12 protein-coding genes are annotated in these 13834 nt (G+C 53.2%); 7 read left to right on the top strand and 5 right to left on the bottom strand.

What is annotated here, in order from left to right:
- Nucleotides 1-6: 6 nt before the first annotated feature.
- The 3 genes from cobS to gluQRS are packed head-to-tail and all read left to right on the top strand — an operon-like array spanning nt 7 to nt 3868.
- Nucleotides 7-1014, top strand: a complete 1008-nt coding sequence (gene cobS, locus COO92_RS13695) for a cobaltochelatase subunit CobS (protein ID WP_022731560.1) — start codon at nt 7-9, stop codon at nt 1012-1014.
- 59 nt (nt 1015-1073) lie between these two features.
- On the top strand, nt 1074-3002 hold the full coding sequence (gene cobT / locus COO92_RS13690; protein ID WP_101303347.1) for a cobaltochelatase subunit CobT: 1929 nt from the start codon (nt 1074-1076) through the stop codon (nt 3000-3002).
- 26 nt (nt 3003-3028) lie between these two features.
- Nucleotides 3029-3868 (top strand): tRNA glutamyl-Q(34) synthetase GluQRS, encoded by an 840-nt coding sequence (gene gluQRS / locus COO92_RS13685; protein WP_101302961.1) that lies wholly within the window; start codon nt 3029-3031, stop codon nt 3866-3868.
- 11 nt (nt 3869-3879) lie between these two features.
- Here gluQRS and COO92_RS13680 read toward each other — a convergent pair whose 3' ends face one another.
- Nucleotides 3880-4806, bottom strand: a complete 927-nt coding sequence (locus COO92_RS13680) for a LysR family transcriptional regulator (protein WP_101302959.1) — start codon at nt 4804-4806, stop codon at nt 3880-3882.
- Between the two features lie 103 nt (nt 4807-4909).
- Here COO92_RS13680 and COO92_RS13675 point away from each other — a divergent pair, with 103 nt between their 5' ends.
- Together COO92_RS13675 and COO92_RS13670 are read left to right on the top strand one after the other, a co-directional pair.
- Nucleotides 4910-5509 (top strand): short chain dehydrogenase, encoded by a 600-nt coding sequence (locus COO92_RS13675; RefSeq protein ID WP_101302957.1) that lies wholly within the window; start codon nt 4910-4912, stop codon nt 5507-5509.
- Between the two features lie 223 nt (nt 5510-5732).
- Nucleotides 5733-7799 carry a putative bifunctional diguanylate cyclase/phosphodiesterase gene (locus tag COO92_RS13670; protein WP_101302955.1) on the top strand — a complete coding sequence of 689 codons (2067 nt, stop codon included), beginning with the start codon at nt 5733-5735 and terminating at the stop codon, nt 7797-7799.
- Nucleotides 7800-7875: 76 nt separating this feature from the next.
- On the opposite strand, the gene COO92_RS13665 is transcribed toward COO92_RS13670, so the two are convergent.
- Nucleotides 7876-8064, bottom strand: coding sequence for a hypothetical protein (locus COO92_RS13665; protein ID WP_101302953.1), 189 nt, complete (start codon nt 8062-8064; stop codon nt 7876-7878).
- A gap of 436 nt (nt 8065-8500) precedes the next feature.
- Here COO92_RS13665 and rpmB point away from each other — a divergent pair, with 436 nt between their 5' ends.
- Together rpmB and COO92_RS13655 are read left to right on the top strand one after the other, a co-directional pair.
- Nucleotides 8501-8794, top strand: coding sequence for a 50S ribosomal protein L28 (gene rpmB / locus COO92_RS13660; protein ID WP_022731553.1), 294 nt, complete (start codon nt 8501-8503; stop codon nt 8792-8794).
- A 377-nt stretch (nt 8795-9171) separates the two neighbouring features.
- Nucleotides 9172-9738 (top strand): HNH endonuclease, encoded by a 567-nt coding sequence (locus COO92_RS13655; protein WP_022731552.1) that lies wholly within the window; start codon nt 9172-9174, stop codon nt 9736-9738.
- Between the two features lie 106 nt (nt 9739-9844).
- Here the strand turns inward: COO92_RS13655 and COO92_RS13650 are convergent, their stop codons facing one another.
- The 3 genes from COO92_RS13650 to COO92_RS13640 all read right to left on the bottom strand — a co-directional run bounded on the left by COO92_RS13650 (nt 9845) and on the right by COO92_RS13640 (nt 13826).
- Nucleotides 9845-12031 carry a TonB-dependent receptor gene (locus tag COO92_RS13650; RefSeq protein WP_101302951.1) on the bottom strand — a complete coding sequence of 729 codons (2187 nt, stop codon included), beginning with the start codon at nt 12029-12031 and terminating at the stop codon, nt 9845-9847.
- A 149-nt stretch (nt 12032-12180) separates the two neighbouring features.
- A complete protein-coding gene (locus COO92_RS13645) occupies nt 12181-13050 on the bottom strand; it encodes a helix-turn-helix domain-containing protein (RefSeq protein ID WP_101302950.1) in 870 nt (289 codons plus the stop codon).
- A gap of 272 nt (nt 13051-13322) precedes the next feature.
- Nucleotides 13323-13826, bottom strand: coding sequence for a disulfide bond formation protein B (locus tag COO92_RS13640; RefSeq protein ID WP_101302949.1), 504 nt, complete (start codon nt 13824-13826; stop codon nt 13323-13325).
- Between the last annotated feature and the right edge of the window lie 8 nt (nt 13827-13834).

Below are 13834 nucleotides of genomic sequence, written 5' to 3'. Positions count from 1 at the left end.
GTACTTATGAGCCAAGGTTACGAAGCGACAGGTGCAGCAGCCGAACATCCGCTGGACACGCCTGATACCACCATTTCCGTCCGTGATACGTTCGGAATTGATGCCGATATGGACGTCCCTGCCTTTAGTCAGGGCAGCGAACATGTGCCCGCGATTGATCCGACCTATCGGTTTGACCGCGATACCACATTGGCGATTTTAGCAGGCTTTGCCCACAATCGCCGTGTGATGATCCAAGGGTATCACGGCACGGGTAAATCGACCCATATCGAACAGGTGGCGGCACGCTTGAACTGGCCGTGTGTACGCGTGAACCTTGATAGCCATATCAGCCGTATTGACCTGATCGGTAAGGATGCGATTGTTCTGCGGGATGGCAAACAGGTTACCGAATTCCGCGAAGGCATCTTGCCGTGGGCGCTTAAACGCCCGGTCGCGATGGTCTTTGACGAATATGATGCCGGTCGCCCGGACGTGATGTTTGTGATCCAGCGTGTTTTGGAAGTGGACGGTAAATTGACCCTGCTTGATCAGAACAAGGTGATCCATCCGCATTCGCACTTCCGCCTGTTCGCAACCTCGAACACGGTTGGCCTTGGTGACACTACGGGCCTTTACCATGGTACCCAGCAGATTAACCAGGCACAGATGGACCGTTGGTCGGTTGTTGCGACCCTGAACTATCTGTCGGTCGAAGATGAAACCAACATCATCGCCGCCAAGGTGCCAGATTTTGATACGCCGGAAGGCCGTTCGAAAATCGAAGCCATGGTTGCGCTTGCCAACCTGACACGGCACGGGTTTGTTGCGGGTGATATTTCAACCGTGATGAGCCCGCGTACCGTGATCACCCTGGCGGAAAACACCAAGATCTTCGGTGATATGTCTTATGCCTTCCGCGTAACGTTCCTGAACCGTTGCGATGAAGTCGAACGTCCGATCCTGGCTGAATACTATCAACGGTGCTTTGGCGAAGAACTGCCCGAAGAAGCCATTAATGTGATGGTTCGTTAAGCAGCGATCCCATGGCATTAAAGCAGATCGGCGAGTTGGTTCCCAAGGCGGGTGAGACAATGAAAAATGATGAGGCTCTTTCCGGGTTTTTGCGCGGCACGGCGGCGACGTTTCGCGCGCTTGCCGGGCGTAATGATCTGGAAGTAGGCTTTGTCAAAGGTGGTCGGCCCGGCGGATATGGTGAACACGTCCGCCTGCCAATGCCCAAGCAAGCCCTGCCAAAGGGCGAAGTTGCTGATTTACGCGGCGTTGCAGATGGCTGGGCGCTTAAAATGCGCCATCATGATGCGGCATTGCACGCCCGGCGTATGCCCGAAACCGCCGAAGCACAGGCTGTGTATGACGCACTTGAAACTGCGCGCTGCGAAGCGGTGGGATCGCGGTATTTTCCCGGTGTGCGTAAAAACCTGCATGAACATTTCGAACAGGATTGTCACGCCAAAGGATATCACCGGCTGACGGCACGCGAAGATGCACCGTTTGCCGATGCCATCGGTATGCTCGCCCGTGAAGTCTTCACGGGCGAAAAAGCCCCTGAATCAGCACAGCCACTGATTGATCTGTGGCGGTCGCATATCGAAGACAAGGCGGGAGCCGACCTTGGCGATCTGCGCGATGTTCTTGATGATCAGGACGCTTTTGCGCGCAGCATGCGCCGTTTGCTCGATCATTTGTCGCTTGAAGATGACCTTGGCGATGATTCCCCGCCTGATCAGGATAGCGAGGATGACGAGGAACAAGGTGGCGAAAACGATCCTGATCAGGAGGATCTGGAAAGTCAGGGCGGCCAGCAGGGGCAGAACGACGATTCTGAACCCGATGGCAGTGATGATCAGCAGGACGCTGGCACCGAAGACGCCGAAGCCGGTGAAGGCGATATCGACGATCAGCAACTTGAAGCCATGTCGCAGGAAGAACAGCCTGCCGGACCGGGTGAACAACCCGAGTTTGATGGTCGCAATGAGCCGCTTGAACGTGGGTATGAGCCGTTCACGCGTGAGTTCGATGAAATCGTCACGGCTGATGAGCTGTGCGAAGGGCTGGAACTTTCCCGTCTGCGAGCCATGCTTGATAAGCAACTGGCGAATTTGCAGAACGTGGTGTCGCGTCTGGCCAACCGGTTGCAACGCCGCCTGATGGCGCAGCAAAACCGTGGCTGGGACTTCGACCTTGAAGAAGGCATTCTCGATGCTGCCAAACTGGCCCGGATTGTCTCGACGCCATCCACGTCCCTGTCGTTCAAACAGGAACAGGATACTGATTTCCGCGATACGGTTGTCACTCTTCTGATTGATAATTCCGGCTCGATGCGCGGGCGTCCGATTACGATTGCGGCCCTTTCTGCCGATATTCTTGCCCGAACACTTGAACGCTGCGGGGTGAAGGTCGAAATTCTGGGCTTCACCACCCGTCAGTGGAAAGGCGGGCAGTCGCGTGAACGCTGGGTCGAGCAGGACAAGCCGCCAAAACCGGGGCGTCTCAATGATCTGCGTCATATCATCTATAAGGCGGCCGATACGCCGTGGCGTCGTGCGCGCAAGAACCTTGGCTTGATGCTGCGCGAAGGGTTGCTTAAGGAAAACATCGATGGCGAGGCGCTTCTGTGGGCGCATGAACGCCTGTTGGGCCGGTCTGAACAACGCCGGATCATGATGGTGATTTCCGACGGTGCGCCGGTCGATGATTCCACCCTGTCGGTCAATTCGGGAAATTACCTTGAACGGCATTTGCGCGAAGTGATTGACTGGATCGAAACCAAGTCACCGGTCGAACTGATGGCGATCGGGATTGGTCATGATGTCACACGTTATTACCAGCGTGCCGTGACCATCAACGATCCCGAGGAACTGGGTGGCGCGATGCTGCGCGAACTCTCCGATCTGTTCGATGAAAAAGGTGCGCGCCAGCCCAAACGCCCAATCCGCCACGTTCCAGCTGATACCGGGCAGGCGCGTGATCGTGCCGCAGGTGATCGCGACCGCTGGTAAACTTCTTGGGGGACGGTGCTGACGCTATGACAGCAATTACCCGATTTGCGCCAAGCCCAACTGGCTACTTGCACCTTGGTCATGCGGCATCGGCACTGTTTTCGTTCAAACAGTCCGGGCCACATGGCCGGTTCCTGTTGCGGATTGAAGACATCGATCAAACCCGTTGCCGTGCGGAATATCTTGATGCGATTTATCAGGACCTCGCGTGGCTGGGGCTTGAATGGGAAGAACCCGTTCGTGTGCAGTCGGATCATTTTTCGGATTATCAAAACGTTCTTGATCGCCTGACGGATATGGGGCTGCTGTATCCGTGTTTCTGCACGCGTAAAGACATTCAGGCGGAAGTCGCCCAGATTGGCAATGCACCGCATGGACCGGATGGAGCGCTCTATCCGGGGACCTGCCGTGCCTGTTCTGCCAAAGAACGTCGTGACCGTATCGCCGCAGGTGAAAGTTATGCCCTGCGTTTGGATATGACGGCCGCAGTTGGTCGGGTCGGTCGCGAACTTGTCTGGTTTGACCGTGCGGCGGGGCGTCAAATTGCTACACCGGAAATTTTCGGCGATGTTGTCCTCGCCCGCAAAGAGACCCCGACCAGCTATCATTTGTCGGTGACCCATGATGACCATTTGCAGGGTATTAGCCTTGTTACCCGTGGTGAGGACCTGTTCTTTGCCAGCCACCTGCATCGGCTGCTACAAGAAGTTCTGGGCTATGACGTGCCGGAATATCACCATCATGGACTTCTGACCGGGCCGGACGGGAAGCGGTTTGCCAAACGAGATAAATCCAAAACCTTGCGATCCATGCGTGAAGAGGGGCTTGAACCGTCAGATGTTATCGCGATGACCGATCTGGTTTAAGCAAACGGCTTTTAGACGCCGTTTAGCCCATTGGTTTCCAGAAGGTCAGGGCGCTCGGTAAACCAGTTTCGAATGAAATCAATCATCAGCCTGTTCTTGACCGGAAGGTTGCCCTGGTAAGCATACACAAGGTAGATCGGTCGCAAGGGTGAATGATACTCCTCCAGCGCGGTTTCAAGCCGCCCTGCGCGGATTTCGGGCATCGCGACATAGCGGGGCAGGCGGGCAACACCCAGCCCCTGCACGGTGGCATTTCGGATAAGCGGGTAGTGGTTTAACCGCAAGTTACCCTGTGCGGTGATCGACTGCGGACCGCTTTGTGAAAAGAACACCCATTTCCGGTCCTTATAATATTGAAAGTTGACCAGACAATTATGATCGGAAAGATCATCCGGCGTTTGCGGTTTGGTGTGGTGTTGCCAATATGCCGGACTGGCGCACACCAGTTCGGATAGTTGGCCCAGCGGGATGGCAACCTGATCGGGATCGTCGGTCAGTCCGGCGCGAATGGCGATATCAATGTGCGCCGCCTGCAAGTCGCGGAACGTGTTTTCCAGTTCCATTTCGATCTGGATGCGCGGATGAATCTTTTGAAATTCGACAATAATGTCCTGCAAGAACATCTCGCCAAACGATACCGGCACCGTGATGCGCACGCTGCCAACCGGTTCACCGCGCAGTGCTTCGACCGCTTCAAACGCGGCATCGGCACTTTGGGTGATGTTCTGACAATAGGTTAGAAAAGTCCCACCGATTTCGGTCAGTTCGAGTTTGCGGGTGGAGCGAAACAGCAATTGTGCACCCAGCACATCCTCAAGCCGTTTGACATGCTGACTGATCAGCCCTTTGGACGTGCCGGTTGCACGGGCGGCATCGGTAAAGCTGCCCTGTTCAATCACCGCAGCAAAGCTGCGCATTTCGCTAAGATAATCTTTCATTGTTTAATATATTAAACAACATGTTTGAAAATTGCCAGATTATCGACCGAACTGTTTTGTGAAATCCTTCATTCATTGGAAATTCCACATATGGAGATAGATGATGAAGGTACTATTGATCGGGGCATCGGGGATCATCGGCAAAGGCGTTGATGCCGAACTGTCCGCACGCCATGATATTATTCGTGCATCGCGCAACAGTGGCGATGTGACAGTTGACCTCAAAGACACGGCATCGATCCGTGCGATGTTTGAAAAAGTCGGTGCGGTTGATGCAGTGGTGTCAACAACCGGCAAAGTCCATTTCGGAGACCTTGCCGACATGGACGAGGAAAAATACCGTATCGGGATTGATGACAAACTGTTCGGGCAGGTTAATCTTGTGCTGATTGGGCGGGATTATGTTGCCGACAATGCGTCTTTCACCCTGACCACCGGTATTTTGTCCCGGGACCCGATCCGCTATGGCAGTTCGGCATCAATGGTCAATGGTGCAATCGAGTCCTTTGTCAAAGCCGCGGCAATTGAAATGAAGCCGGGCCAGCGTATCAACGCTGTAAGTCCAGGTGTGATCCTCGAGGCGATGGAAGGTTATGCTCCTTATTTCCGTGGGCATGATCCGGTGCCAGCCGCCCGTGCTGCGTTGGGGTATGCCAAGTCTGTTGAAGGACTTCAGACCGGCCAGGTTTTTGAAATCTTCTGATGATTGATTGGGTTCAGACCCTAATTACACCCGAACAGTTGCGCTACAGCGGGGCTGTTCGGGGTTTCTTCGTGAATGAAATCAAAACCCTATGACTTTTGGTGAGAAGTCGCTATTTCCGCTCTTTTTACGCGTGCGTTGTTTGTATATTCGCTCTGGCTTGATTTAGTACCTATGTATAGGATCATAGATACGTACGATGAAGCAGAGGCGAAAAGTACTGATGGGTCAAAAAGCCACCAGTTTGGTCAAAAGGTTCGCAAAGCGCTTTGTCGATCCGGATGTCGGTCACGAAGCAGATAAAGATCTGATCGGCAAGGTGCGCCGGGATCAGCTTGATCTTGCATATCGCAATAGCTGGGCGAACATTCTGGTCAACCTTGCCGCAGGGGCCGGGCTCTTGGTGATGTTCTGGGTGCAGGGCGAAGTTGTCCTTAACACCTTGCTTTGGTTCGCCGCCGTTCTGGCCGTGTGTCTTGTGCGTTTATGGTCGGGTTTCCGGTACTATAAGGTACGTCAGAAAACGCCTGAACTTGATGATCGGGATTATAAACACTGGTATCAAGAATATGTCGCCGGTGTGCTGGTTGCTGTTGTGCTGTGGGCGGTGATTGGGGTTCTGCAAATCCCCAATGTACGCAGCGAAAGCCAGTTTTTGACTCTGATTATTTTTTCCGGTCTTGCGGGTGGTGCCACCGGCATACTTGCGCCGATTTTCATTGTCGGACGGGTATATCTGGTCATTTTGTTGCTCCCTCCAGCCATTCTTTTGCTCGCGATGTCGGGGCTCAATTACATTTTGGCCATTTTGGCGATCATATTCCTGTTCGTCATGCTGTTTACCCATCGTAACAACCATGTGGTTCTGTTTCGGTCCCTGGTCCTCCATCACCGCAACGAGGGGCTGGTCGAAGATTTACGGCACAAGAACCGCATTACCGAAGACTGGAATGCCAAGCTTGAAGCCCGCGTGGCACAGCGTACGGAGGAACTCCGCAATCTGGTGGTCCACGATACGTTAACGGGGCTTTTGAATCGTGACGGAATTGTCGAATGGTTTGACGAGGTCTGTGGCCGGGGAGGGGATCTTGATTTTGCCGTTCTGTTTATTGACCTTGATCATTTCAAACAAATCAATGACGGGCTAAGCCACGCAATCGGCGATGAAGTGCTTCGCGTCGTTGGTGCGCGGTTGCGTCAGTTTGGTGGGCCACAACATGCGGTTGGCCGTTGGGGTGGGGATGAATTCCTGATGGTGCTGGCAGCCCCGATTGATGATCTTCACTCGCTGGTTATGGCAACCATCAAAAAGACCCGTGACTCGGTCAATCAACCGATCAATATTTCCGGTCATACCCTGCATGTTGGTTTTAGCACCGGTGTCGCCTTTGCCACCGGCCATAATCCGGGCATTTCCGAGTTGATCCACTGGGCTGATCTGGCTGCTGCCGAGGTTAAGCGCGAAGGCCGCGGCAACGTCCATAACTATGACAGCACGCTTCTGCTTGAACAGGAACGGCGTTTGAGCATCAATCAGGCACTCCGTCGGGCTGTGCAGGGAAATGAGTTCTATCTTGCATATCAACCCGTGGTCAGTGCGAAGGACGGCGCCATCACCTCGTATGAGGTGCTGCTTCGTTGGAACAGTGCTGAGCTTGGGACCATCACGCCGGATGAGTTTATTCCAATTGCCGAAGAATCGGCTCAGATCGTCGGGATCGGTGAGTGGGTGTTGCGTGAAGCCTGCACGACGCTTAACAGTTGGCAGGACATTTCACCGACAACCAAGGTTGCGGTCAACGTTTCCATTCGGCAGATCGTTGTGCCAAACTTTGCACGGATGGTCGAAGGTATCCTGCGTGAAACAGGACTTCCGGCAAACCGTCTGATTCTTGAAGTCACGGAATCCATTTTTGACCAACGCCAGATCATGCTGATTGCCGATGTTTTATCGGTTCTTCATGACATGGGTATTGAAGTTCACATTGACGATTTCGGAACGGGGTATTCCTCCTTGTCGCGTTTGCATCAAATCCGGGTGGATGCGGTCAAGATCGATAAGTCCTTTGTCCTGAAAATGGATGAAAATGCCCGCGTGGTGATTGAAGGCGCGATTTTGATCGCGCATCGGTTTGGTCTTAACGTCATTGCCGAGGGTGTCGAAACCGATCAGCAGCGCGCAGAACTGGCCAGCATGGGGGTTGATGCCTATCAGGGGTATTTCTTTGCCCGGCCAGACAAAGGTCCCTGTGTAGATCCGCATTGGCAAACCAAAAAGTCACCAGTCTAAAGCATCTGTACAACGCAAAACGGCCTGCCACAAATCACGGCAGGCCGTTTTTATGTCGTGCGCTAAGTGCGCGGTGCTAGCGGCTGAAATCAAACAGGACGACGAAGACAACGGGCACGAGTGCCAGTGCGACATAAATCCAGGCCGATGCGATCGGTATGCCGAAATGGGCCAGAACAAAGCCAACCAGATACAACACCAGCCCGATAACCGCGACCAGCAGAATTCCCAAAAGGGGAAGGGACACATTGCTATCTGTTTTCATTTCGCACCTTGCTTTGAAAGATAATCTTTAATTCTGTGAGGATAAAGCTATCAGCACATACGCGTCGTTACTTTGATCCGTGTCAATTTCCAGTCGGGCCCGGCGAATTGCGATGTCTGACTTTATATATATGCTTTCAGGCGGGAGAATCGGCATGTGAGGGCATCCAATTCGGTCGATTTCCCCTAAAAACATGGCTGTGATATTGTCGCGCTGGTTTGAAAAGAGGCTGATTCCTTGCGGTTGAGTTGGGGAAAATACGGCCCATACCCAAAATTGGTGGCAAAACACACCAGATAGGCGTTTTTGTCGCGTAATTGCGTTGATGAAGGCTTGACGGCATTGGTCAGAGGCGGTAATAACCCGGCTCCAAGCGCGGGCCTGCGTGTTCAGGCCAAGCGTCCTTTTGCGAATTTATAGACCAGGAGATCAGGTCATGGCACGTCGCTGCCCGGTATCCGGCAAAGGCGTTTTGGTCGGCATGAATGTGAGCCACGCCCACAATCGTACCAAACGTCGTTTCCTCCCGAACCTGCAGCCGACTTCGCTGCTTAGCGAGTCGCTCGGTCGTTCGGTGCGTATGCGTCTGACCACCAATGCTGTCCGCACCATCGAAAAACGTGGTGGTCTGGATGCGTTTTTGCTCAGCACTGCAAATGCAAAGCTTCCGGCTGATTTGGTGAAAATCAAACGCCAGGTTGCCAAAGCTGTTGAAGCAAAAGCTGCCTAATCAGGCTTCTGCTTTACGCATAGATTTTACGAGGGCTCGCTTCTGGCGGGCCCTTCGTTTTTTCTGAATATATCCGGCTTGGTTTTAAGCTGCATGAATTGCCGCACCATCATGGATGGGCGGCTTTTTTTGTGGCTGCGATATCCGCGCTGTCGTCCGGCTTTTCTTGGCTTGAGCCGGTGTGCGAACACGTAATCGCGACTCGGCGGAACACGGTCTTTGCGCTTTTGTGAAATTGGTTTATACTTTGCTCTATCAGTGGTTTATGTGGCCGCGTCGCGCTAGGTTTATGGAACGTCACGATATCTTCATCTTCCAAGATTCCCGAACCTGCTAAATAAAGGAAGCGACTCGGTAAACACGGTGGAGCGAATGGTATGCATTTATCGCCCAATGTGTGTCCTGCACTTGTTCTTAACGCCGATTTCCGGCCGTTGAGTTACTTCCCGCTGTCTCTATGGTCCTGGCAGGATACGCTCAAGGCGGTCTTTCTTGATCGCGTCAATGTTCTCTCGGAATATGATCGCGAAGTTCATTCGCCATCCTTCACAATGAAGCTTCCCAGCGTTATCTCGCTCAAGGAATATGTTCCGCTTAAAAGCAGCCCGGCCTTCACACGATTTAACGTGTTCTTACGTGATCAGTTTTCCTGTCAGTATTGTAATGATCGTCTGCCGACCAATGAGCTGACATTTGATCACGTCATTCCGCGGTCACGTGGGGGGCGTACCAATTGGGAAAACATCGTCACGGCCTGTTCGACATGTAACCTGTTTAAGGGCAGTCGATCAGTGCGCGAGGCAGGCCTGCGACTGCGCAGGACGCCGGGACAGCCCACGATGCACGAACTCCAGCATACAGGACGCCGTTTCCCGCCAAACTATCTTCATGAAAGTTGGCGGGATTTTTTATACTGGGATACCGAACTGGACTACGATTTCTAGGCAACTGGTTTCAGCCTACAAAAGATCCAGAAAAAAAGCCGACGGCGATATCACCGTCGGCTTTGGTATTTTTGGGCTTCTTACGGACCAAGGAACCGTCAGATAATCAGAAATCCGCGGTCAGGGAGAACGTCGCGGTCAGTGGTTTGCCGACCGTCATGTAGCCCCACTCGGTACCAGCGGTTTCCCAATAGTCATTATCGGTCAGGTTTTCGACATTGGCGCGGAAGGTGATCGGATACTCATAGAGCTCGGTCACATAGCGCGCGCTCACGTCAAAACGCGTCCACGACGGGATTTCAAGTGTGTTGCCGGTATTGACGTATTGTGAAGCGGTGTGGATCAAGCGACCGCCCAGCGTTGCACCATCAAGGAACGGCAGGTCATATTCTGCACCCAAGGTTGCCTGATACTCAGGCACACCCGCTGCCGTATTTCCATCGTTGGTGCCGTTTTGGGTTTTGGTCAGCTCAGCATCGACAAAGGTGATACCACCCAGAATGCGGGTGCCAATGACAGGTTCACCAAAGGCGGTCAGTTCAAGGCCACGGTTCCGCTGTTTACCATCGGTAGTATAAACGTTGCTGGAATTCAGGAAGGCCGATGGCTTCTCAGCCTGAAACAGAGCAACGCCACCTCCAAAGGTGCCAAAGTCGAACTTTGCACCGATCTCCATCTGCTCAGTCTTGTAGGGAGCGAGTGTTTCACCATAGTTCGTAGCTGATGTTTCCGTTACATTTTGGCCCGCAGACAAGCCTTCGATATAGTTGGCATAAACCGAAATCTGATCGGTGACATTGCCAACAATGCCTGCCATCGGCGAATTGGCTGAGGAATCGTAGTTGGAGGTCTTCGCACCGGTCGAGTTGCTGTAGTTACGCGATTTGACATTTTGGCGACGTACACCACCGGTCAAGTGTATCGTATCATCCATAAAGCTCAGGGTGTCTGAGAGGAAATAGCTGGTCAGAATGGTATGTGCACTCAGACGGGGATCCCCGGCATCGCCAAAGACAACGGTAGATGGGCCACTGTTGTAGATATTACCGGCCACCGACGAGCCGGAAGAGTTCCAGTGCGCCCTGACTTCCTGCCACATTGCTGTGGTTCCGGCATTGATTTCGTGCTGAACAGGTCCGGTCTCAAACTTCTGACGGATGCCCGCGACACCGCTGACATCATCACGCACGTAGCTCGAATCGGCCAAATTGCTAAAGGTGCCTGAGCCATCCGCTCCGTTGAGGGTGAAAGAAGAGTAATCGCCGACCTCATCGGAGTTATGCGCGGCTATGGCGGTATAGATCATCGTGCTGTCGGTTGCGTCATATTCGAAGCGCAACTGTGCGAACTTATCCTCAAGATCGCTATATGTCCCAGCTGCGGCAAAGTTATGTGAGCCAGAAGGAGCATCGGGAATGGATGTCAGAGAGCCCACCGTAACCGTCGGGCGGCCTTCTTCGACATGCAACTTGTTAATCGCCGCATCAAAAATGATTCGGGTATCTTCGCCGCGATAGTCGAGTGCTACTGAGCCGAGCGACGTTTCGCGATCTTCATCTTCGATGGAGGCCTCGCCAGTCCGGTGCATGATGTTGGTGCGGACGCCGAACTGATTATTGGAACCAAAGCGACGGCCAAAATCAAAATGACCACCAACTTCGCTGGTAGCACCGTAACTGCCAGTGAAGCTGGTGACCGGATCGTCACCGGCACGTTTCGGGACTAAGTTGATGTTACCTCCCAATCCGCCAGAATCAGGGGTCATGCCATTCAAAAAGCCCGAAGCCCCTTTGATGACTTCCACGCGGTCAAACATTTCAAGAGCAACAGACTGGCGTGGCGCCGTGCCATAAAGGCCATCAACCGAAACTTCGTCGGCCTTTAAATCAAAGCCACGAATGGTAAAGCGATTTGAAAATGCACCAAAGCCGCTGCTGTTGATTACCGATGGGTCGTTATCCATGACATCGGAGATATCACGTGCCTGCTGGTTCTTGATCAACTCGCTGGTGTAGCCGGTTGCAGCAATCGGTGTATCCATGATGTCCTTGTTGCCAAAGGCGCCAAGTCGGGTACCTGTGGCAACCTGTCCACCGGCATAGACCGGCGGGGTTGGATCACCGGTCTCGAGTACGGCTTCGCCTTCAATGATGAGTGCTTCGGTGGTTTCGCCTTCGCTTGCCGTCGCGTCATCTGCGGACTGCGCCAGTGCATAATTCGGGGCGGCAAAAATAAGCGCGACTGCAGTGCCGAGCATTAGGGTCGAAGACAGTTTCTGTCGTGTAAAACGCATTTGGCAATTCCCTGTGTCGGTTGTCTTTTACGACGACCTGCTTGGCGGGAACCTGCGGGCCATCTTCCATGATGGCCTTTCGGTATCACGTCAGAGGGGTGTGAATATTGAACTGGATTTGGGTGTATTGAACGAATTTTGGTTTAATTTCAGGCGGCGGTTTCTTTGCGCCATGCACCGGGGGTGGTTCCGACGATCCGGCGGAAAACACGGGTGAGGTGGGCTTGGTCAGCAAAGCCGACGCTGGCGGCAACATTGGCAAGCGATGTGCTGCTCTGGCTTAGAAGGTCCATGGCACGTTCGACCCGTGCCTTCATCTGCCATTGCTGTGGGGGCATGCCGGTTGAGGCGCGAAATGCCGAGCAAAAATAGGACTGGGAAAGCCCGGTCAACTGGGCAAGTTCATCCAGACGGATGGTACGACCGCAATTTTGTTCAATATAGGCAACCGATTTGCGCAAGTGATGCGGGGCAAGTTTGCCGCGTTTGCGCGGCAAGGTCTCGGGCTTGCGCGGTTCAAGCAAGGCAGCGGTCAGGGCGGTTACAAGCCCGTCGCCGTAAATCTGCGGCCCGGACATGCCGTTTTCAAGATCATCGGCAATCAGCCGGACCAATGCATTGATGCGCGGGTCGCAAAACCCGATGCGCGGGGTTTCCAGTGCGGTACGATCAACCGTTGTGCCAAGACAGGTTTCAATCGCGTCGACATCAAGATGGATATCAAGATGACGCAGCCGGCACTTGCCGAGAATTTCAGAAGAAACTTCCATGCCCGCCGGAATATAGGACAGGCATCCCTGCCCATGCTGATCCTGACGAAGTTCATTACCCGCAGCCTTGACCTGAACGCGGGCGTCGCCAACACAGTCAAGAAAGGCAACCAGACGCGGCGCTTGCGAAACGTATGTCCCGCCAGCTTCCTGTTCACATTCCACATGCCATAGATCGGTAATGGCTGCATTCCAGCGACGGAAACGCAGATCATCACGAAGGGAAATACCTTCGATCTGACTGGTCATGTGTGGATGGAACGTGCTGTCGTGCAATTTAGCTCAGGTCCGTGTGGTGTGAAACAATGTTATGCGAAACCGCCAAGAATCGCTGACTGAATATAACCGGGAATATCCTGCAAACAATAACAATTCGCATTATCAATCGAGTATTTGTTCGTTTTGCGAGGGATTGTTCGCTTTTTAGGTGTGTGGTGTTGTGAAAAAACCCGCCTGAGGTGTCAGGCGGGTTTTGACTGTGCGTATACCGCTATCACATTAAAGGTGTGATTTTGGGTGGTTTATTTCTTCATCCAGCGCGATGGTGCGATCAGGCAAAAGACCGTCAATGCCGCAGAAAAGAACAAATTGACCGTTGGCATGGTGATACCAAACAGTTTCCAGTCGATCTTGTCACAGCGGATAATCGGCTGCGCCATGAGTTGCGCCTTAAGGTCGGCAACTGAGCTGGCACCACTTGCAACGCCGCCGCACATTGCTGGTCCCTGCCACCAAAGTTCTTGTACGCCGACGTGATAAAACGCAATTGCGGTGCCGACTGCAAACGTAATGCCACACAGATAAACAATAAACCGCGCGGCAGCCGGAAAGCGCAGCAGCAATAAGGCAATAACCGAAAGTCCCGCGACACCATAAAATGGTACGCGTTGATACAGGCATAAAACGCACGGCAGAAGCTTCTGGACATATTGCGCATAAAAGGCAAAGCCAAGGCTGCCAACCGATACCAGAAAAAGTGCGACCGGTGGAAAGGCTGACATAGTGCGGGTGCGGTGCTGTTTCATTATTAGGA

The sequence above is a fragment of the Thalassospira lohafexi genome (assembly GCF_002844275.1).
Lineage (GTDB): Bacteria > Pseudomonadota > Alphaproteobacteria > Rhodospirillales > Thalassospiraceae > Thalassospira > Thalassospira lohafexi.
This window is presented reverse-complemented; position numbering and strand designations above follow the sequence as displayed.